At 69.1% G+C, this 20013-nt stretch carries 17 protein-coding genes and 5 pseudogenes; 12 read left to right on the forward strand and 10 right to left on the reverse strand.

All coding sequences use genetic code 11. The features are described from left to right. Window positions 1-35: 35 nt before the first annotated feature. From ACY0MR_RS05585 to ACY0MR_RS05605, 5 genes and pseudogenes are all read right to left on the reverse strand, one after another. Entirely contained in the window at window positions 36-2243 is a 2208-nt protein-coding gene (locus tag ACY0MR_RS05585; RefSeq protein ID WP_473559540.1) for an ATP-binding protein, read from the reverse strand. A 417-nt stretch (window positions 2244-2660) separates the two neighbouring features. Further along, window positions 2661-2987 (reverse strand): annotated as a pseudogene (locus tag ACY0MR_RS05590) (transposase family protein); the annotation flags it as partial. Window positions 2988-3251: 264 nt separating this feature from the next. Continuing rightward, window positions 3252-3599: pseudogene (locus ACY0MR_RS05595) on the reverse strand (MBL fold metallo-hydrolase); the annotation flags it as partial. Window positions 3600-3751: 152 nt separating this feature from the next. Continuing rightward, window positions 3752-4474, reverse strand: coding sequence for a tetratricopeptide repeat protein (locus ACY0MR_RS05600; protein ID WP_473559542.1), 723 nt, complete (start codon window positions 4472-4474; stop codon window positions 3752-3754). A 26-nt stretch (window positions 4475-4500) separates the two neighbouring features. Further along, window positions 4501-5271: a transposase gene (locus tag ACY0MR_RS05605; protein ID WP_473559544.1), complete on the reverse strand. Its 771-nt coding sequence runs from the start codon at window positions 5269-5271 to the stop codon at window positions 4501-4503. A 105-nt stretch (window positions 5272-5376) separates the two neighbouring features. Between ACY0MR_RS05605 and ACY0MR_RS05610 the strand changes: the two genes are divergently transcribed. Both ACY0MR_RS05610 and ACY0MR_RS05615 read left to right on the forward strand, forming a co-directional pair. Then, complete coding sequence (locus ACY0MR_RS05610) at window positions 5377-6060, forward strand: hypothetical protein (RefSeq protein ID WP_473559546.1); 684 nt, start codon at window positions 5377-5379, stop codon at window positions 6058-6060. 344 nt (window positions 6061-6404) lie between these two features. Beyond that, on the forward strand, window positions 6405-7952 hold the full coding sequence (locus ACY0MR_RS05615) for an AMP-binding protein (RefSeq protein WP_473559548.1): 1548 nt from the start codon (window positions 6405-6407) through the stop codon (window positions 7950-7952). 41 nt (window positions 7953-7993) lie between these two features. Here the strand turns inward: ACY0MR_RS05615 and ACY0MR_RS05620 are convergent, their stop codons facing one another. From ACY0MR_RS05620 to ACY0MR_RS05635, 4 genes are all read right to left on the reverse strand, one after another. Beyond that, window positions 7994-8269, reverse strand: a complete 276-nt coding sequence (locus ACY0MR_RS05620; protein ID WP_473559549.1) for a hypothetical protein — start codon at window positions 8267-8269, stop codon at window positions 7994-7996. A gap of 206 nt (window positions 8270-8475) precedes the next feature. After that, window positions 8476-8799 carry a thioredoxin family protein gene (locus ACY0MR_RS05625; protein ID WP_473559551.1) on the reverse strand — a complete coding sequence of 108 codons (324 nt, stop codon included), beginning with the start codon at window positions 8797-8799 and terminating at the stop codon, window positions 8476-8478. Window positions 8800-8877: 78 nt separating this feature from the next. Next, entirely contained in the window at window positions 8878-10248 is a 1371-nt protein-coding gene (locus ACY0MR_RS05630; protein WP_473559553.1) for a DUF1214 domain-containing protein, read from the reverse strand. 184 nt (window positions 10249-10432) lie between these two features. Next, window positions 10433-10570: a transposase gene (locus ACY0MR_RS05635; RefSeq protein ID WP_473559555.1), complete on the reverse strand. Its 138-nt coding sequence runs from the start codon at window positions 10568-10570 to the stop codon at window positions 10433-10435. 169 nt (window positions 10571-10739) lie between these two features. Here ACY0MR_RS05635 and ACY0MR_RS05640 point away from each other — a divergent pair, with 169 nt between their 5' ends. From ACY0MR_RS05640 to ACY0MR_RS05665, 6 genes and pseudogenes are all read left to right on the forward strand, one after another. Continuing rightward, window positions 10740-11447 carry a hypothetical protein gene (locus ACY0MR_RS05640; protein ID WP_473559557.1) on the forward strand — a complete coding sequence of 236 codons (708 nt, stop codon included), beginning with the start codon at window positions 10740-10742 and terminating at the stop codon, window positions 11445-11447. Between the two features lie 72 nt (window positions 11448-11519). Further along, window positions 11520-12716, forward strand: coding sequence for a non-hydrolyzing UDP-N-acetylglucosamine 2-epimerase (wecB, locus tag ACY0MR_RS05645; RefSeq protein ID WP_473559559.1), 1197 nt, complete (start codon window positions 11520-11522; stop codon window positions 12714-12716). Between the two features lie 49 nt (window positions 12717-12765). Continuing rightward, the gene (locus ACY0MR_RS05650; protein ID WP_473559561.1) at window positions 12766-14103 is read left to right on the forward strand and encodes a glycosyltransferase family 2 protein; all 1338 of its coding nucleotides are present in this window, start codon (window positions 12766-12768) and stop codon (window positions 14101-14103) included. Window positions 14104-14137: 34 nt separating this feature from the next. Beyond that, entirely contained in the window at window positions 14138-15340 is a 1203-nt protein-coding gene (locus ACY0MR_RS05655) for a PP2C family protein-serine/threonine phosphatase (RefSeq protein WP_473559563.1), read from the forward strand. Continuing rightward, a pseudogene (locus ACY0MR_RS05660) lies at window positions 15325-15441 on the forward strand (IS5/IS1182 family transposase); the annotation flags it as partial. The gene ACY0MR_RS05655 and the pseudogene ACY0MR_RS05660, both read left to right, overlap by 16 nt. Continuing rightward, a pseudogene (locus ACY0MR_RS05665) lies at window positions 15396-15616 on the forward strand (transposase); the annotation flags it as partial. The pseudogenes ACY0MR_RS05660 and ACY0MR_RS05665, both read left to right, overlap by 46 nt. A 50-nt stretch (window positions 15617-15666) precedes the next feature. Here ACY0MR_RS05665 and ACY0MR_RS05670 read toward each other — a convergent pair. Continuing rightward, window positions 15667-15927 carry a helix-turn-helix domain-containing protein gene (locus ACY0MR_RS05670; RefSeq protein WP_473559565.1) on the reverse strand — a complete coding sequence of 87 codons (261 nt, stop codon included), beginning with the start codon at window positions 15925-15927 and terminating at the stop codon, window positions 15667-15669. 91 nt (window positions 15928-16018) lie between these two features. Between ACY0MR_RS05670 and ACY0MR_RS05675 the strand changes: the two genes are divergently transcribed. The 4 genes and pseudogenes from ACY0MR_RS05675 to ACY0MR_RS05690 form a co-directional block, all read left to right on the forward strand. Continuing rightward, on the forward strand, window positions 16019-16216 hold the full coding sequence (locus ACY0MR_RS05675) for a hypothetical protein (protein WP_473559567.1): 198 nt from the start codon (window positions 16019-16021) through the stop codon (window positions 16214-16216). After that, on the forward strand, window positions 16213-16389 hold the full coding sequence (locus ACY0MR_RS05680; RefSeq protein WP_473562011.1) for a hypothetical protein: 177 nt from the start codon (window positions 16213-16215) through the stop codon (window positions 16387-16389). The genes ACY0MR_RS05675 and ACY0MR_RS05680 overlap by 4 nt, the downstream gene beginning before the upstream one ends. A 163-nt stretch (window positions 16390-16552) precedes the next feature. After that, window positions 16553-19318, forward strand: coding sequence for a serine/threonine-protein kinase (locus ACY0MR_RS05685; RefSeq protein WP_473559569.1), 2766 nt, complete (start codon window positions 16553-16555; stop codon window positions 19316-19318). 83 nt (window positions 19319-19401) lie between these two features. Beyond that, window positions 19402-20000, forward strand: a pseudogene (locus tag ACY0MR_RS05690) (transposase); the annotation flags it as partial. Window positions 20001-20013: the final 13 nt, after the last annotated feature.

A 20013-nucleotide genomic window follows, 5' to 3' on the forward strand; every position in this document is an offset into this window, starting at 1 on the left:
GACCCTGTGCACACCCTCAAGGTGCAAAGCCATTGTCACTCCTCACGGTCTTCGCTCGCGCTCCCGGCGGCGGGGGCTGAAGTCGAGGCAGGGAACTCGATCAGGAGACGAGCTCCTCCCAAAGGGCCTTTTTTGAAGGCTTTCTGACGCCCCAGCATGTCACCGACCGTGTCACGGACGATGGTCAGACCCAAGCCTGTCCCGCCGTCTCGCGTCGTGAATCCGGGAACCCAGATCTCTTCGGTTGAGGCATCCTGGATCCCTGGGCCCGAGTCATCCACGATGAGGCGAATCCACTCGGTGTCCTTGTCGACGAAGGAGCACGTCGCGAGATGGATCCTGCGCTCAGAACCGCCGTGCGTACGCGTTAGCGCGTGGATGGAGTTGACGAGCAGATTAGAGACGATGGATTCGACCGCAGCCTCATAGGTTCGTACGCGAAGGTTCTGACAGTCGAGATCCTGGGTGACGTGAATTCCGCGGTCACTTAGGAAGTTGTGGAACAGCCGCAATGTGGCCAGACACACTTCGTCGATGTCCACGTATGTCAGATCGCGCTTCTTGCGGACAAGGAGTTCCAGGGGGAGCTTCGCGAAGATCTGCAAGGTGCGAGCCCCATCCGCGATGGCACTCAGAGACGGTTTGTAGCGGTCGTCGACGGTTGCCGGATCGAGGTCCCGACGCACCCTCCGGTCGACTGTGCGCACTTCCTGGAGGATGCGATCAGCGGGCTGCTGCGCCTCATGGGCGAACACGGCGGTACTCGTTCCCACGGTGGCGAGGGCCCGGTAGAGGAGCAGCTCGGAGTGGAGATCCTTGATCTCTCGCAGACGCTGGTCCGCGAGGAGCTGTGAGGTGGTCAGGATGCGCTGAACCGACGCACGGTCGAAGTTGCCGTCCAGACGGCCCTGGTTGTCCTCGAGTTGCTTTTCAAGATCCTTCTTGGCCTTAGTGAATTCGGCCTCGGCGTCGGCAGTTTGCGCCTTCGCTCGCTTGCGTTGTTCCTGCCGTTCGGCCTCGCGAATCTGGCGACGGCGCTGTGACGCCCACTCGATCGCGGACCGGGCGAACTCACGTAGCTCACCGAAGGCCGCGTTCTGGACGAAACCGCTACGGTCCGTCTTCGGCTGGAGGCGATCCTCCGGGTCGTTGACGACCAGAGCCCCTACGGAGTTATTCGTGTAGGGCCGGAATTCGGAGAGCACAGCACGGCGGACGTTGATGCTCAACCAGTCGTCGTCAGGGTCGCCGTAGGGCTGGACTCGCAGTCCGTGGTGATACAGGTGCACACCGCCGACGTCTGCGAGCCAGCTCTTGATCTCCGATGTCGGCTGAATCGAGTCACGCAGGGCGACCGAATGCCTCGGGTTAAGGTTGAACATCCAAAGGTCGAACTTGGCCGCAGGGGAACTGCTGAAAAGGCGCTGGCCGTCGTCGGCGGTGGCTCGGCGTCGACCTCCTGCGGCCACGGACCGAAGGTCGACCGCCGTTGCGGTGCCGATCAGATGCCCCTGGTGGTCCCGGAGTTCCGCCGACTGGCTGCCATCCGCACCGAGCCGCCCCGACAGGTGAAACTCGGCCCACTGCAGATGTTCATCCGTCACGGCCGAGGTGAGGTCCTCGTATCCGAACGCCGTTTGGTTCCAGAGAATCTTGAAGGTCGACTCTGTCTGAAACGGGCCCGTGAGCAGTGTGAGCGAGCGCGTCAGTCGCTCGACATCAGCGACGCTCAGCCCCTGCCGGAGATCATGTATCTCGATACGAGTTCCCACGCGGGCGTGAGGCGGGACGTCGCGCAGTTCGAGCGCTACGTCCTCCACCGCGTGAGCGGAGTCGAGTTCGTCCCAGTCGATCGCCAGGGTGTACTGCACCCCAGGAGTAGCCTTGGATCGTGTCGTGACCTTCACGCGCCGGCCCAGGCGCAGCGCCGCAAGACGCCCGAGTCCCTTCTCGCCGACCCGCCTTCGACCGCTCCTGGTGAACGGCAACGACGGTTTCCTGGAACTGCCGATCAGCAGGAAGTCTGAGGTGAGCTCGGCATCGGTCATACCGTGACCGTCGTCCGAAACAATGATCGAGCCGCCAGGGCGCGCAGGGTTGACCAACTCGATGCCGCACTCGGTGGCGTCGGCGTCGTACGCGTTACGCACCAACTCCATGATCCCCATGTCCGGATGCGGAACAAGCTCTTCTCCGAGACGTGTGAGGATCTGAGGCGCGAAGCGCAGATGATGCCTGGCCAACCGGCGCCACCTCTCGTCAGCAGTAGGGTTCAAGCATGCTAGCTACACAATGACACTGGAAGCAAAGCTTTCTGACGTTACGTCATAGCAAGCCCACCCAGCCAGGCTGAACCGTTGCCTGATCGGGTGACAGCGGGGGCATGCAGCATGATCTCCTGCCACGTCGGTCGTCGTGCGCACGACGACCGAAGAAGATCCTTTCGCGGAGGCTGCAGCTCAGGCTTCTGAGGACGCTCCCGTGGCTCATCGCGTGGTGGACCGCCTATGGCCAGAACTGCTCGCTCGCGTTCCTAGGAGATCAGATCAGACTGCCCCAGAGGCGAGCGACCTACTCCAGTTCCTCGTCCGCCGCCACCGCTCGCCCTCAAGGTCCAGGTCCCCAACCTGGGACTCGCCCTGTGCGAGTTCCACCGGCTTCAGGACCTGATTGTCGTGCAGGTTCGCCGCCGAGATCGCGACAGAGAGATGGGCAGACCCGTCCGCTCGGTAATCAAGTGAATCTTCGAGCCGTACTTGCCCCGGTCCACAGGATTCGGACCTGTCAGGTCCCTCTTTTCACGGCCCGCGTGTTCACCGAGTCGATCGCGCAGCGGGACCAGTCCACCTCGCCTCGGGCCCTGAGCTCGTCGAGGACCAGGCGGTAGAGATTGGCCCCCCTCTGGCCTTCGTCCCCTCGGAGAAGCGCCGGCGGGCTGGCACTCCCGAGGACCCGAACGACGCGGACGGCAACTGCTGCCACGTGCAGCACCAGCCGTTCAGCGATCCCCACCAGAGTCCGCCGCTGACCGACCCTGCCAAATGCAATGACGTCTCAGGCAGCCACGACGCGCGTTCGGACAACAACCGAGGACGAACCCGTCCCGGTCGGCAAGAGCACGAACCGCGGCGCGCACACCGAAGGCTCCCGCCGAGACGGGCCGTCCAGAGCGCGCACCACACGATCACGCTCCTCGGCCGAGAGGCGAGCCAGCAGGGCCACGACCCTGCCCAGCTCATCCTCACCCGACGTCACCGATCACCCGCAAGGTCGAGATCCCGCTCGGACGCATCGACAGGAGCCCGCTCCGGCTTCGGCCGGCGCCACGGACGAGCGATCGGCTGAGACACCCCACGCCACCAAGCATCCGCCGGCAGCTTCCCCGCCGGCTCGAACGGCTCACCGGGACAGGGGAACGCCACCGCCTGCCCCGCCTCCTCAGCCGCGTCCTTCGTCCACTCCCCCGGCTCCGCCCACGGATGCGGCGCCAGGTTGAAGGTCCCCCAGTGAATCGGCAGCATCACACCGGCCGGAGCACCTCCCTGCAGGTCAAGATGGGCCTGGACCCCCTGCGCGGGCGTCATGTGAATGTCTGGCCACGCCCCAGGCATCGGCGTATAGTCCGTGTGGTTCTTGGGCCAAAAGCCGTTCTTGATTCTTGGAGTCAACAGAAGCCCAAAAGCCCGCCACTCCGCGTCTTCACCCCTAGCGAGATCACCCTGCTCGCCCCCGGTACGTGCCGGGGACGCAGTCACTTCCAGGATTCGCTGGGGATCCCATCCGCGTCCAGTCCATGGGGCCACCGCGCCTCGAGCTCCAGGCGGAAGAGCCATGAGCGGCCGGTGTCTGCTACCTCGCGGTAGAGCGCTTCCACGTCCTGCGAGTTCCCCTGTGCTTCCTGGCGCGAAATGAGGACGCGCAGAGCCTCGGCACTCCCGGCGTCGGCTGCCGCACGGTACAGCTCAGCGGCTTCGCTGTGCCGGCCCGCCTTCTCGCACAATGCCGCATGGTCCATCAAGGCGTAGCTGTCACCGGCTTCTGCGGCCTTGCGGTACATCGACACAGCACGCTTCTCGTCGCCGTTCCACTCTCGCCATCGAGCCAGGGCACGCAGACCGTCAGGTGAGCCAACGACTTCGGTGGCCCGCCGAGAGACGGCCTCTGCACCAGCTCGGTCCCCGGTCTCGTCCAGCCACCGCGCAAGATCACGCAGGGCGTAGGGGTATCCGGCGTCGGCAGCCTGGCGGAAAAGGATCTCGGCGCTTGCGACGTCCCCCGCTTTCGCCCTCAACACCGCCAAGTTGCGCAAGGTTTGGGGGCGGCCGGCTGCGGCACTTTGTCGTGCCAGTTCCTCTGCGCTCAGGTGGTTGCCCGACCGTTCCTGCAAGAGGACCAGGACCCACAGGGCGTCGGCGTCCCCAGCATCTACGGCTAAGGGCTGTCCCGTAAATGATCTCCGGGTCGCCTCGGCCATGGTTGATCACGGTGAAGCCGGTTGGTCTATCCGGCGAGAGCGAGGTTGTGCATCCGAGCGATGCCGAGCATCGCGTGGTGGACACCGTCTCCCTTGAGGCGGCAGTCGCGGAGGATCTTCCAGGTCTTCATGCGGGCGAAGACGTGCTCGACCCGGGCCCGAACCTGCTTGTGGGACCTGTTGTGCTCTTCTTTCCAGCCCGGCAGTTCGATCTGACCGCGCTCGCGACGGTGTGGGATGACGAGGCCGGTGCCCGGGTAGCCGCCGTCGGCGATCACGAGGGTCTTGCCGACAGCGGCCTTGGCGCCGGATTCCTCCCAGGCCCTGCAGTCGTTGCGGTTCCCGGCGAGCGGTCGGCCGACCACGACGACGCGCCTAGTGTCGGCGTCGATGACGACCTGGTGGTTGGTGGAGTACCGGTAGTTCTTCGACCGCTCGGCAATGCTGTGGTCCCGGGTGGGGACCAAGGTCCCGTCCACGATGAGCACCGTGTTCTTGGCGAAACGCTGACGGGGCTGCAGCGCGAGCATCGGCCCGAGGTGGTCGATGATCCGGTCCGCGGCAGACTTGGAGACCCCGAACAACGGGGCGAGCTGGCGCATGGTCAGGTTCGTGCGCCAGTACGCTGCCACCAACAGGGCCCGGTCCTCCAGTGGAAGGCTCCACGGCCGGCCCCTGCGGACCACATCCGCACCCTCACGTCGAAGCACAGTCACAAACTTCCCGAAGGCGCGAGGGCTCAGCCCGGAGAACGGGGCTATCCAGGACGGCTCCGACGCCGTGATCACACCAGCCACACCGTGATCGTTCCACCCGCGGGAGGTCGAGCGAGTGCTCTTCCGCCCAAGCGCCAGCGGCCATCGGGCCTGTGCCTGCAGATACGGCCGGTCCAGAATGCTGCCGTGACCGAAGACGAGCAGAGCGGCATAGAACCGCGTTCATTCCTGACATGCGTGACAGAGGTGGCCCGGCTGCTGGGCATCGGAGACGTCAGCATGGAGCCGAAGGACCGGCATGCCCGCCACCTTGCCCATGCGGTGCGTAAGCCCCTGCTCGAACGTGCGAGTCTGCCCGAGGAGTGGTTCGCCCCGCTGATGGCGGCAGCCGTGTACGACCCGGATCCCAGTTTCTGCCGCTGGTTTGTTGAGCCGGCGGTCTACGCATTCGGACGCCGCCGTGTGATGGCGGCATTGGTCGACTACCTGCGGATCGGCACGGACGCCGAGCGGGCTGGTGCCGTGCGGGCCTGGTACAGCGCCCATGTGCCCTTGCGTGCAGATCGGACTCCAGCGTACGGACCCGGCGGGGTACGTGATCCCGCTCTGGACGAGTCACAGGACATCAAGGCCGCTTGGCTGGAGGCATCCCTGCGGGCGTTCGCCGAAGCCACCGACCTGCAGATGCGCCACCGTGTCCTGCTGGGCCTGCCTACCTCCCGCGCGGCATACCCGCCACCCCTGCACGAACTACTTGAAAGCACACTCGCATCCGCCCGCATCCATCCCGACCCACACATCCGTCGCTGGGCCGCAGCAGCAGACCAGCCCGACGCTTACCCCTCCCGACAGTTGCGGGACAGCCCTTAGGCGGTGTCTTCACATTCCTGTCGTCGCCCGATGGGCGGAGCCGCGACACAGGCGGGAGCGTGTAGATGCTGCCGCCGCTCAGGTGCTGCCCGGCGGCGTCGAGGGTGACGGCACCGGCTGCCGACCGGGGCCGTCGCCACGGCAGCCGGTGCCCTCGGTGTCGGCTCGCCCGCCGCGGGAGTGGGAGGCGGGGTTTCGCCCGGCCGTGCTTCTCGCGCTCCGCGCGTGCGCCCTGCCGGGCTCGTGAGGCGGCGAGTGATCATGGCGCGGGCCTCCTTCCACAGGTCGGCCTTCCCGGCGCGGGCCGCCGTGCCGGGTCCCGTCCCGTCGTGAGGAGTCCGGGAATGACGAGCACGTGCGCCACCACCGAGGACGAACCTCCGTTTCGCAACTACGTGGAAACGGTCCTCGACGGCCTGTCTGCGCTCCCCGGGCGGGAGGTGGTGGTCGGGGACGGCCGTCGCCTGGACGCTGACGAGTTCCGCTCGCTGGTGTACCGGCTGGCCCGGGCGCTGCGCGGGCGCGGCGTGGAGCGGGGTCGTACGGTGACCCTGCTGTGCGGGAACGTGCCGGAGACGCTGGCGGTGCGGTACGCGGTGAATCTGCTGGGGGCGCACTTCAACCACCTCTACATGCGGCTGGGTGCCGACGTGCAGGCCGCGATGATGGCGGACGTCGAGACGTACGCGTTCGTCGTCGACCCGCGCCTGGCCGAGCGCGCCGCGCAGCTGTCGGTCATGGTGCCCGTCAAGCAGGTTCTGGTACTCGGCGGAGACGACACGCTGGGCGAGGACCTGCTCGCACTCGCCGGCACCCAGGACCCGTCACCGCTGCCCAGCGCCGCCCGACCGCAGGACCTGTGCTTCATCCGGCACTCCGGCGGCACCACCGGCCACCCCAAGGGAATCCGCAGCACCTTCGCCCGCATGCAGGACCTGCGCCTGGTGGCAGCCCTGGTCGGCGGCGGGGAGCGGCGCGACCTGATGTGCACCCCGCTGTCCCACGCGGGCGGGTTCCTCGCCGACGCGACCCTGGCCGAGGGCGGCACCGTCGTCCTGCACTACGGCTTCGATCCGGCCGAGGTGCTGGCCACCGTCGCCCGTGAGCGGATCACCCACATGTTCCTGCTGCCGCCGCTGCTCTACCAGGTACTCGACCACCCCGACTCCGCGTACACCGACACCTCCAGCCTGCGGCAGGTCACCTACGGCGGCACCCCCTCCTCCCCGGTGCGCATCGCCGAGGCCGTCCGGCGCTTCGGGCCGGTACTCCAGCAGGGCTACGGCCAGTTCGAGGCGGGAGCGGTCAGTGTCCTGCCCGCCGACGAGCACGCCCCGGACCGCCTCGACGTACTGCGCACCGCGGGCCGCGTGGTGCCCGGCGTCGAGGTGGAGATCCGAGACCAGGACGGCACCGTCCTGCCTGAGGGGCGGGTGGGGGAGATCTGTGTGCGGGCCGAGGGGGTGATGGAGGGCTATTGGAAGAATCCCGAGCTGACCGCCGAGGTCCTGCGCGAGGGCTGGGTGCACACCGGCGACCTCGGCCGACTCGACGGGAGCGGCTACCTCACCGTCGTGGACCGGATCAAGGACATGATCGCCGTCGTCGGCGGCCACGTGTACACCACCGAACTGGAGGACTTCCTCCACACCCACCCCGCGGTGCGGCAATGCGCCGTCTACGGCGTGCGCGGCGACGGCGGCCACGAGCGTGTCCACGCCACCGTCGTCCTGCACCCCGGCACGCAGGTGAGTGCCGAGGAGCTGCGGGTTCTGGTCCGTGACGGGCGCGGCGAGATGTACGTCCCCGACCGGGTCGACTTCGCCGACGCCCTGCCCCTCACCGATGCGGGCAAGCCCGACAAGAAGGCACTGCGCCTGCGCGCCGTGTAGCACCGGGGAGGGCGGGAGGAGCACCGCCCTCCCGCCGTCCGTCAGAACGCGCCCGTGTGGGAGTCGGCGCTGGCGTGGACGCGCTTGCCGTTGCTGGTCGTAAAGGACGCATTCCGTTTGCCGTTGTCGACGGGGGCGGCCGTGCGGGGCGTCGGGCCGGTGCCGCCGCCCAGCGGCTGCCGGGCCCTCCATCTGTCCGTGTCGCGTTGCTGGGCCGGCTTGCCGTCCAGCCAGGCGGTGACCACCGAGAACTCTCCGACCGGGTTGAGCGGCGGGACCCACCGCGCTCCTGGACTGCCCGGCGCAGATCCGTCCACGCGGTGGCCCGGTCCCAGCGGCATTCACGTTACGGAGGATGCCCCCTGCCCTCGCCCACCGCGGAGACGGACAGCTGCTGGTCGCCGCCGGCGACCAGCTGCTTCGTACCGCCCTTCTGCCGTCGGCTTCGTTGACCGGCACGCGCACGGCGGCGTCGCACGCCCGGCCTTCAGCAAAGCGCTCACCGCCGAGGGCGTGGTCAGCTCTACAGGTTGGACTCGACGAACTCCGTCAGCTGGCCCTTGCTGAGGGCTCCGACCTTGCGGGCGGCCTCGACGCCCTTCTTGTAGATGATCAGGGTGGGGATGGCGGTGAGGTTCTGCTGGGGCCCGGTGGCGGGCTGCTGGTCGACATTGTGCCGCGCGACAGTCAGCCGGCCCGCGTAGGTGGTGGCGAGCGCGTCGAAGTCGCCCTTGATCATTTTGGACGGGCCGGCCCACTCGGCCCAGAAGTGCACGATCACCGGCCCGGGGACGTTCAGGACCTGGGCGGGAAAGGTGGCGTCGGTGGTGTCGACGGGTGCAGCCATGACGTTCTCCTCGGATCGGTTCGGGGACGGGTCCGGCCGCCCCGCGCACCCCGGCCCGGGCCGGGGTGCGCGGGGCGGTTACTGCTGCGCGGGGATGGCCGGGGGCGGGGTCCAGCGGCCGTCGAGGATGGCGTCCTCGGGCCAGTAGGCGCGCAGGTAGAGGGAGAACGCCTCGCCCGCGGGGGCGGGCAGCCAGTTCGCGTCGGGTTCGGCGGGCTGGGCGGCCTGGACGGTCAGGGTGAGCGAGCCGTCCGCGTTGGGCTTCAGGTCCTTGTTCTTCGTGCCCAGCGAGTAGCGGTCGAGCTCGTTGGGATGGAAGAAGTGGTGCTGGTTGTAGAGGGTCAGCGACCAGAAGCCCCGGGCCGGCGGGAGCTGGCCGGCGGGGAAGGTGACCGTGTAGGCGCGGTCGCCGTCCAGGCGCTCGCCCGATCCGTCGAGGTCGAGGTAGAAGTAGGCGGTCTCGTTGGGCGCGTTGACGAAGATGTTGGCCTTGGCCATGGCGGTACGCGAGAGGTAGTCGGTGCCGAAGCGGGCACCGTCGTGCTGGGTGGTCCAGTGGTGCCCGGCCGGGACGCCGATGTTGCGGAACTCGAAGAGCGGGCCGATCAGCTCCTCCTCCGCGGCCACGGCGGCCTCGCGCAGCAGGCGGGCGTGGGCCTTGACGACGGCCGGGTCGGTCAGCGAGCCGATCCAGTCGTACAGGGCCTCCTCGCCCGGGCGGGCGGGCACCTCGGCGAGCAGGGCGGGCAGGTCGTCGAAGAACGTTTCGGGGTCGACCCAGTGGGTCTCGCTGTCGCCGCTGTCGCCGCCGGAGGAGGGCAGCACGGGGGCCTTGGACCAGTCGGTGCTCTGCAGCTGCCCGGTGCACTCGGCCAGCGGATACATCATGATCTGATTGATGACGGGCTGGATCGCCGCGCGGTCGGCGTCGGTGTCGTCCATGAACACCCGCGGAATGACCGCCGAGACGGCCGTGTCGAACCGGAAGACCCCGGCGATGCCCTCGGGCACCTCCCCGTCCCAGCCGGCGGGCGCCAGCAGGTACAGGCCGGGCTCGGTGCCGTACATCTTGCCCAGCGGGGCGTAGGACTCGGTACGCTGGTCGACGATCTGGTAGACCCAGAACCGGTCCCCGAAGTCGGGGACCTGGATGACGGCCGGACCGCTGGCGACGGTGACCAGGCCCATGCCGTAGACGACGTCCTGGTTGGGGCAGGCGACCTGCCGCTCGTCGGGCGAGATGTAGTCGTGCAGCATCGCCAGCCGCCCGGGCGGTGCCACCGGCATCACCCCGCCCGCCAACCCCGGCTCCGGCACCTGCTCGAACAGCACGTTGCGGTTGTGCACGTTCTCCAGCGCCCAGCCCCACAGGTACGCCTGCCGCGCCAGCGACGCCACGTACGCGCGCGTCATCAGCTCACCCGGCATCGGCTTCCCGGAATCCGTCACGGCCGTCCAACCCTTCTCCAGCGGAAGATCTACAGCGCCCCAACCTCACCGCACACCAGGAGGCACTTCAAGGCGGCTCCGCCAGCGCACGGATGCACGGTCCGGGCGCAAACATCACGGCCACAACACGGCCCAGAAGAGAGGCCAGAACCCGACATTTCCGGCAGTCTTCCAGGCGCTGTCTTCAAGGTCGCATCCACATCAGGAGCGAGACGAGGGCGAGGGCTGCTTCGCAGGACTGGGCGGTCTTGTCGTAGCGGGTGGCGATGCCGCGCCACTGCTTCAGGCGGTTGAAGCACCGCTCCACCACGCCCGCGACCACCTCGACGTGTGACCGAGCGCTGGTCTAATCGGGCGCGCGCGGCATCTCGCGTGCTCCCAATGTGCTGATGGAATATGCCGACTCTGCTGAGGGGGCCCGCTCCGCTGTCTCATCGTGGAGTCGGTGGGCCCGAGGGGCGCCGCCTCTACCTGCGATGAGGGGATGTTCGATGGGCTGGCGGCGTGAGGGGTTCGAGACGCACGAGGGCGAGGTCGGGGTGCTGCTCGCGGACGGCACCGAGCCGCGCCCGGTCATCTTCGACCTGGGCAGCACCGCGTACTTCCACGAGTCGAGCGACTGGTGGGTGTACGACGGCACCATGCGCCGGCCGACCGCGACAGCGATGCGCGGCCGGTGCGCGTGCGGGTGGCGCGGCGAGCGGACCGTCTCCCTCGACTGGGAGGAGATCGAGCGCGTCGGGCGCGACGCGTACGACGTCTCCGGGCCCGAGGAGGACTGGGAGGCGCACATGGACGACGTCGCCGCGCGCGCTCTCCCGCTGCCGGACGACATCGCCGCCCTGCCGCGGACCTTGCGCGAGCGCTTGGATGAGATGGTGGACGAGGAGCCGGTCGTGGTGCTGAAGGCGGTCGAGGACCTGGGGGCGATCGTCGCCGAATTCGGGCCGATCGCCGCCCGGTACATCAAGGGCGACGCCGTCCCGCTGCCCCGTCTCGCCGAAGCCTCTCGGTGCGCGCCCCCGATCCCGCGGTGGAAGAGGAGGGCCTTCGCGCGGCCCGAAGCCGGGCCGGGACGCCGACCTGCGGGCGCGTGTGCGCGGCCTGTCCGCTATGGGCCCCTCCGCCGCCGAGAACAGGGCCAAAGGTCCCCATACCGAGGAAATCGACCGCCGAAAGTCCCGACCCAAAGTCCCTAATGGGGTATTACGCGCAAGTCGAGCACACTAGTGCATTGTTTGTGAAATTCGTTTTCATTAATGTTCTTGGGTATGAACCACCTCATCACCTCATTGCCCACGCGTAGTGCCGCTGTCGTACTCGGTACCCGTCCCGAGCTGGTCAAGCTCGCCGAACTGATCCGGCTGCTCGGCCCGGCGGCCCGGGTCGTGCACACCGGCCAGCACTACGACGCCGAACTCTCCCAGGACGTCCTCACCGGTCTCGGGCTGCCCGCCCCCGAATACCTGCACGGGGTGGGCGGCCGGCCACGGGCGGTGCAGCTCGCCTCCGCTCTCGAGGAACTCGACGAGTCGTTCGCCGCCGATCGTCCCCGGGCGGTCGTCGTCCAGGGCGACACGAACGCCGCACTGTCCGGGGCCCTGGCCGCCAACGCCCGAGCGATCCCGCTGGTTCATGTCGAGGCCGGACTGCGCAGCCACGACCGGTCCATGCCCGAGGAACACAACCGCGTGCTGATCGACCAGCTCGCCGACGTGCTGTGCGCCGCCACTCCGGACAACCGGTCCCTCCTGCTGGCCGAAGGCCTCCCCGCCGAGAGGATCACCGTCACCGGCAATACCGTGGTGGAAGCCGTCCGCCGCCACCGTCCCCGCGCCGAGACCCGCGAAGCGGTCCTGGCCGAGCACGGCCTCACCAGGGACGGCTACGTGCTGGCGACGATCCACCGCCCCGAGAACACCGACGATCCCGCCGTCCTGGCCGTCGTGCTCGGTGAACTGGCCGGCCTCGCCCGTGAGCTGCCCGTGGTCCTGCCGCTGCATCCGCGCACCCGGATACGTACTGAAGAGGCAGGCCTGGAGCCACTGCTCGACGACATCACCTGTATCCCCCCGGTCGACTACGCGACCTTCCTCGCGCTGGCCGGGGACGCCGCCGTACTCGTCTCGGACTCTGGCGGAGTCCAGGAAGAGACGACCGTTCTCGGACGCCCGCTGGTGGCCGTCCGCAGGTCCACCGAACGCCCCGAGGCCCTGGCCGAGTTCGCCGACCTTGTCGCACCGGGCCTCGGCATCAGTACGGCCGTGCACCGCCGGATCGCGCAGGGCGAGGCCGGTCTGCGGCGCCTCGGCTCCCTTCCCAGCCCGTTCGGAGACGGCCACGCCTCCGAACGGATCGCCGGCCTGATCACCGAGGCGGCCCGCTCCGACCGCGCCGCTCAGCCGTGCTTCCCCCCGGCGCGGGCAGCGCACCCGACCGAGACCGCACGGCTCCCGGCTGCCGCGTGAGCCACGCGGCCCCAGCCCGTTCCCACGATGTGGACCATAGGAGGCCCCTGTGCTCGACCACTGCTTCCTGTTCGTGTTCCCGTTCCTCCTCCTGGGCTGCTTCCTGCTGTACTGGGTCGGCGCCCGCCACTCGTACGCCCGCCGCGAGCCCTCGCCCACCGGAGACCCCGACGCATTCGACTGGCACTTCTTCGTCCCGTGCAGGGACGAGGAAGCGGTCATCAAGGCGACGACGACGCAACTACGGTCGCGTTTTCCGGCGTCCAGCGTCTGGGTGATCGACGACGCCAGCGACGACCGGACCGGCTCCATCGTCCTAGACCTCGCCGAGCGCGACCCGCGCGTCCACCTCGTGTCCCGCCGGCGCCCCCATGCCCGCACGGGCAAGGGCGCCGCGCTCAACGCGGCCTACGACGCGCTCGGTGACCACCTCCCCCAGGACGCCGACCGATCCCGGGTCATCGTTTGCGTCGTCGACGCCGACGGCCGGATGCAGTCCGACGCCCTGGACTTCGCCAGCGGCCCCGAGGCGTTCGGCGACCCGGACACGGGCGGCGTGCAGATCGGAGTGCGGATGCGTAACGTCGAGGACCCGCGCCCGCTGCCCGACCGCGGGCGGCTCGCCAACGCCTACGCCCGCCTGCTCATCCGCATGCAGGACATCGAGTTCGCCGTCCCCAACACCGGCATGCAGCTCCTGCGCCGACGCACCGGCTCCGTCGGCCTCGGCGGCAACGGCCAGTTCACCCGGCTCACCGCCCTCGACCGGATCGCCGACACCGAACGCCGGCCCTGGCAGCACGACGCGCTCCTGGAGGACTACGAACTCGGTCTGCACATGCGGCTGGCCGGATGCAAGGTCACACACGTCGCCGACACCTGGGTCTCCCAGGAAGCCCTCCCGCACACCCGCCGCTTCCTCACCCAACGCACCCGCTGGGCCCAAGGGAACATCACCTGTGTCCGCTACGCCGTACGGATCATCAGCTCACGCCACTACCGGGCCCGGGGCGTCCTGGAGTCGCTCTACACCTTCTTCCAGCCGATCGCCCACCTGGCCACCCTGCTTCTGACCGTCGCCATGACGGCCGCACTGCTGGTGGGTGGCGGAGTACTGCTCGCATCGTGGCCGCTCGCGCTCGCCCTGGCCGTGCTCTCGATCGTGCCCTTCGTCCTGTGGGGCCCGGTCTACCGGCGCGAGTTCGCCCCGGACCGCTCCCGGCTGACGGGCCTGCTGTGGGGGGTCGCGCTCTGGCTGTACGCCTACCACCTCTTCATCGTCTCCGCGCGCGGCTTCGTCCGGCTGGTGCGCGGCCGCACGGGCTGGGCGAAGACCCGGCGCAACGCTGAGAGCACCCGCAGCGGTCCCGTCGCCACCGAATCCTGAGGGTCCACCGCCCCCACGTCCTGAGGAGCCTTCGATGCGTCACCTGACAACGCCGTTCCACGGCGCCGTGGATTTCCGGGGTATCAGTGCCGTCCTGCTGGTGGCCCTGATCGATGTCGCCACCGGCGACGGGGCCGGATTTCTCCCCGCCTACGCGGTCGGGCCCGCCGCGTCCACCGTCCGGGGGACCCCGCGCGCAGTGATCACAACCGGGGCGGTGTCCGCCCTGACCGCCGGACTGGTCGCCCTGAACGACAACATCCTCACCACCCGCAGGGGGCTGTCCTCCCTCGCCGTCATCCTCCTGTTCACCGCCTTCGCCGCCGCGGTGGCCAGGCACCGGCGCCGCCAGGAAGCCAGGCTGACCGCCACCCGCCAGGTGGCACAGGCTGCTCAGCACGCCATCGCCCCGCCCCTGCCCGCCGTCCACGGCCCGGTACGACTCGCGGCGTCCTACGAGTCGGCCGAGGCCGGAGCCAGGATCGGAGGCGACCTCTGCGAAGTGGTACCGATCAGGAACGGCGTGAGGGTGCTGATGGGCGACGTCCAGGGCAAGGGCCTGAACACCGTCGCGCTGAGCACCGCGCTCCTCGGCGCCTTCCGAGAGAACGCCCCGTCGGAAACGCACCTGACGACAGTCGGGCTGCGCATGTCCTGCGCCATGCTCCGTCGGCCGGACGAGGAACGCTTCGCCACGCTGGTCCTGGCCGAACTGACCTCCCGGGGCCATCTGACGGTACTGAACTACGGCCACCCCAGTCCGCTGGTGGTCCGGGCCGACGGAACCCCGCAATGGGCCGACCCCGCGCAGCCAGGACTCCCGCTCGGGCTCACAGCACTGGCCGACTGCGAACCCGGCCGTCACGACACCCTGCTCCGAGCAGGCGACCGCGTCCTCTTCCACACCGACGGACTGACCGAAGCCCGTGACGCACAGGGCCGGTTCTACCCGCTGGGCGAGCGTTCGGGAACCCTCCGCACCGCCCCCGTGGACGCGTGTGTCGAGCGGCTACGAGAAGACGTCAGGCTCCACACGGCACAACCCCAGCAGGACGACTCCGCCCTGCTCCTGATCGAATTCGACGGAATCACGAACGGCAACAAAGGCGCATCCCGGATCCGTTCTCACGGCCCTGTCCCGCACTCCGATCATGCATCCGAACTGGGCTGCGACGTGTGCTCGGTCACGTCGTGCTCCCTGCGAAGGGCACTCGAAGAGCGTCCAGAGGCGGCCTGACCAGCAAGATCCATCTGGCGGGATACGGGCGGGGCCGTCCGCTCGCTCTCGTCGTGGCGGGCGGCAACACCAAGGACTGCACCCGGTTCACGGCCGTGATGGCAGCTGGGCAGAAGAGCTCAACAGTTCCCACAAGCAGGATCGGGCCCGGGTCGAGCACGTCATCGCCCGCACGAAGACCTGGAAGATCCTCCGCACTGCCGCCTCAAGGGAGAAGGTGTCCACCACGCGATGCTCGGCATCGCCCGGATGCACAACCTCGCGCTCGCCGGATAGGACGACGGACTTCACCGTGATCACCATGGCCGAGGCGACCCGGAGATCATTTACGGGACAGCCCTTAGCGGCAGATCCAGGGCCAGGGCGAGAGCCGCGACTGTGTCGGCCGAGGGCACTGGTGCGTTGGCGTTGAATGCTTGCTGGACCGTAGTGCGTCCCAGCCCTGTCCGGGCCGCAAGCTGAACCTTCGTCAGGCGAGCGCGCGCCAAGCCATTGGCCAGACGCCTGCGCATCTCGGCGAGCGCGGCATCGCGCTCTCGACTTCGGTCCCCCACCCGCCGTGTCCCTTCGCCCCGCTTGTTCGACATTGTTCATCATCCACCGCCTGAACCACGGCGAACATCTCCTCCGCGACCTTCGGACACGTCAATGCCCCTCCGTTCTCCGGGAGCTGCGCTCATGTCCAGCCTTTTCGTCGTGCTGCCCGTCACCGCACTGGTCCTTATCCTTGCCCTGCTGACTGCTGTCGGCGCGGGCAAACTCGCCCGTCTTGATGGCGCCTCGTACCCTGCTGCTTTGACCCGGGCCGCCGTTGCCTTCGCCGGCACGCTGACGCTCGCGGCCGCAATCACCGCAGCGCTGTCCGTGGTGCTGTGAAACCCGGCCGCCGCCGTGTGCCGTCCGTCTTCACGGTCGACGGCCACCCCTACGCGGCCCGGATGCGGACCGGCGTCGACCCCATTTCAAACCCGCTGGACCCTGTGCTGAGAACTGCCCTGAACGCCTTCGACATCACCTTCGACGGCCGGCTCTCCGCAGCCCGTCAGTAACCCCAACCACCCTCGTTACACCGTTCGATTGACAGACCCGCTCCGGGCCCAACGGAACCGGGTGTCCGCTGATTTGGCTGTCCCCGCTCGTCGAGTCCGGGTCGTACGGGACGATCGCCCGGCGGGCACGGCGCCCGGGCAGGCACGACGCACGGGCGGGACGATGCAAGAGGTACGGGAACTGCTGGCCGAGTACGGCCAGGTCCACAGCGACGAGCTGCCGGAGGCGGACCGCCACCGGCTCCTGGTCGACGTGGTGGCGGCGCTGATCCGGCGTACCGATCCCGATGCGACGCTCGTCTACCGCTCGCCCTACGAGCCGGCCGTGTTCTTCGAGCTCGACGGACGCGACTACGCGATCACGGTAACGACCGCAGTGGGAGAGGAGGCAGCGACCGCGGCCCGCGTCGCGGTGACCGCCCGAGAGCGAGAACTCGGGGCGGGAGTGCGATGGGTCCTGATTTGCGCGAGGGCCGCAGGCCAGGAGATCGGAGCCGAGGTCAGCGCCGTCCTGCGGACGCAGGGCGTCCTCCTGGACCGGAACCATCTCGAGGCCGCCGTCTGCGACCTCGCCCCGCTCACCGCCTTGATCCGCTCGGCCTTCCGGCCGCCACGGCCACCGCACACCCCGCTGCACGAGCTCCTGCTGCACGAGCCCGCAGAGCCTGCCCCCGTGCTGGCCCTGGCGGCCCGCCCGTCCGGAACGTCGAGCGTGCCGTCCCGGACGCCGGAGGGGATCGACCTCTGCGTCGTCCTGACCGGCGAGTACTGGCCGGTGCGCCCGTCCGGGATGGCCTGGGAGTCCGCCGAGCGCGCGCTGATCACCACCGAGGTGGGTGTCGCGGAAGTGGACCTGCAGCGGGGCGGAACCAGATGGCGGCTGCCCCTGCCCGGCGTCCACGGCGATGCGGCGGTGCCGGCGGACGGCTCGGTGTGGGTGCTGTGCGGGCCGGCCGTGGTGAGATGGCGCGACGGCGAGCTGCGGGCGGTCGGCGGCGGATTCGAGGCGAACGCCAGCCTGCTGCTCGGCCCCGACTCCAGCGTGTGGGTCCTGTCCGGGTCCGGAGCGACGCTCGGCACCCGAACCGGCTCGACCCTGGCGCTCACGCGGCTCGACGAGCAGGTGGGCGACCAGCAGCGCTTCGCCCTCGACTTCGACGCGGCGGTCCGCTCGGCCGCCTGGCTCGGCGAGCGTCGCTTCCTCCTCGCCGCCGGCGGACACAGCGCCGTCGTCGACCTCGCCGTCAGCACCAGCGCCGGAACACGTGAGGACTGGATGCTCACTCCGGTGTCCTACCCGGGACATCTCGCGCGCAGCGGCGGCGACACCGTGCTGGCGGCAGGACGGGCTGGCTCCGGCGTCGGCGTGGAACTGCACGCCCTCGACACGGCCGGCCGCACCAGCGACCCGGTCGCCGAGGTACAGCTCGGCGACGTCCTCGGGCTCGTTCAGAACCCGGCAGGCGGCCCCGCGTACCTGCTGGGGGTGCGGGCGACGAACGACACCGACGCCGTCCACCCCGTACTGGTAAAGGTCACCGGTCACGCGGCCGCCGCCTCGTCGGCTGGCCCGGACCCCGAGCCGCCGTCCGCCGACGCCTACGCCGAGGTGCGCCGCCTGGCCGCCGGCGTCAGGAGCGACTACGCGCTGGAAAAGTTCCCGCTGCCGGACGGCAACGGCGGCATGGGCATCGTCCACGAGGCCGTGCACAAGGCGACCGGGACCGTTGTCGCCTTCAAGAAGCCCCGTTCGCTGCGCGAGAACCTGACCGCGCGGATGCTACGCGAGATCGAGGTGGCGCAGAAGCTCGGCACCAACCGCCACGTGATGCCGGTCCTCGACTTCAGCCCACGCGCCGAGTGGTTCGTCATGCCGATGGCCCAGAACACCGCCGAACGCCTGCAGCCTGAGCTGCAGCGCGACCCGACCGCCCTGCGGGCCCTGGTCGACGCGGTCGCCTCCGCCCTGGCCGACGCCCACCACATGGACTACCTGCACCGCGACCTCAAGCCCGCCAACATCCTGTTCCTCGACGACCGCTGGGTCCTCGGAGACTGGGGCATCGTGCGCCGTCCCCGCGGACAGACCACCAACCCCAACCGCACCGGCACCAAGATCGGAACCATCGAGTTCGGCGCCCCCGAGCTGTCTGTCGACCCGCACAATGCCTCGCCCGCCAGCGACATCTACAGCCTGGGCAAGGTCATCGGCTGGCTGCTCACCGGCCTTACCCCGGAGGTGAACGTGCCGCTGCTGCCCCCCGGGCCCTGGCGAGGTGTCGTCCGCAGGTGCACCTACCGCGACCCGCGACAGCGGCCGCAGACGATCGCCGACTTCCTCGACCTGGTCGAGCAGGAGACCACACCGCAGATCGGCCTGCCCGTCGCACGGGCCCACCAACTTCTGGCGGCCGCCCAGGACGGGGACACCGACGCCGCCCGCCGGCTGCTGGCCCTGGTCGCCGACCACAACGGCGACTACGAGCTCTACCTGGACGTCCTGCCCGGCCTGGACATGGAGACGATTGCCCCGCTCCTGCTGGACCACCCCGAGCAGACCCGCACCCTGGTGGAGGCAATGACCGGGCACGTCCAGGGCGACGGAACCGGCTGGCCGCACTACAACGAATGCAAGCGGGCCATCGCCTGGCTTCGCGGCGTCACCCGCCGCGCCGCCGAGGACCAGCAGTGGGACCTCTTGGAAGAGGCCGCCCGCGGCATGTGCACCTGGGACGAGGCCTCCAACGAGTTCGACCAGCAGATCGAGACCCGCAAATGGCTGCGCAGACTGCGCGGCCAAGCCGCCCGGATCGTCGCCGGCGTACTGCGAGACCACCCCGACAGCGCCCGCTCGTACTACGAACTCGCGGGCGAACGCGCCGTGGACATGGCCATCCGCAACGCCGTCAACCAGGCGATTGGCTACTGACCACACCCCCACGCGGCCGGACCCTCACCCTGACCATCGCCGCTTGCCTGTACACACTGATCGGTCTGACCGGCCCCGCACTGCTCAACGGCCTCCTGCGGCAACTGCTGCGCGAGAAGGAGGGCCGGAACGGCGAGCCTTCGGCGTGTGTGATCGACGCGCAGAGCGTCAAGACCTCCACCAGCGTTCCGGCCTCGAGCCAGGGCATCGATGCCGGCAAGAAGATCGTCGGTCGGAAGCGGAGCATCGTCACTGACACGCTCGGACTCCTCCTCGCCGTACTGGTCACCGCGGCAGGCGTGCAGGACTCGGTGGCCAGTACCACGCTGCTCGACGAGGTCGCCGCCGACCACCCCGGGTCCGCAAGGTGTGGGTCGACGGTGGCTACCGACAGCACCTCGTCGAGCATGCCGCCGTTCTCGGCATCAACATGGAGATCACCACCCGCAAGCCCGGGACCAGGGGTTTCACTCCGATCCCGAAGCGGTGGACGGTGAAAAGGACCTACGGCTGGCTCATGCTCCACCGGCGCCTGGCCCGCGACTACGAAACCCTGCCCACCCGCTCCGAAGCCATGATCCACCTCGCGATGACCGGCCTCACGGCCCGCCGCCTCACCAGCGAGAACACCATCTCCTGGCGCGACCCGAAGAACACCACAGAACACCCCATCAAGGGATGAAACATCGGGCGAA

The organism is Streptomyces sp. JN8 (genome assembly GCF_055808075.1).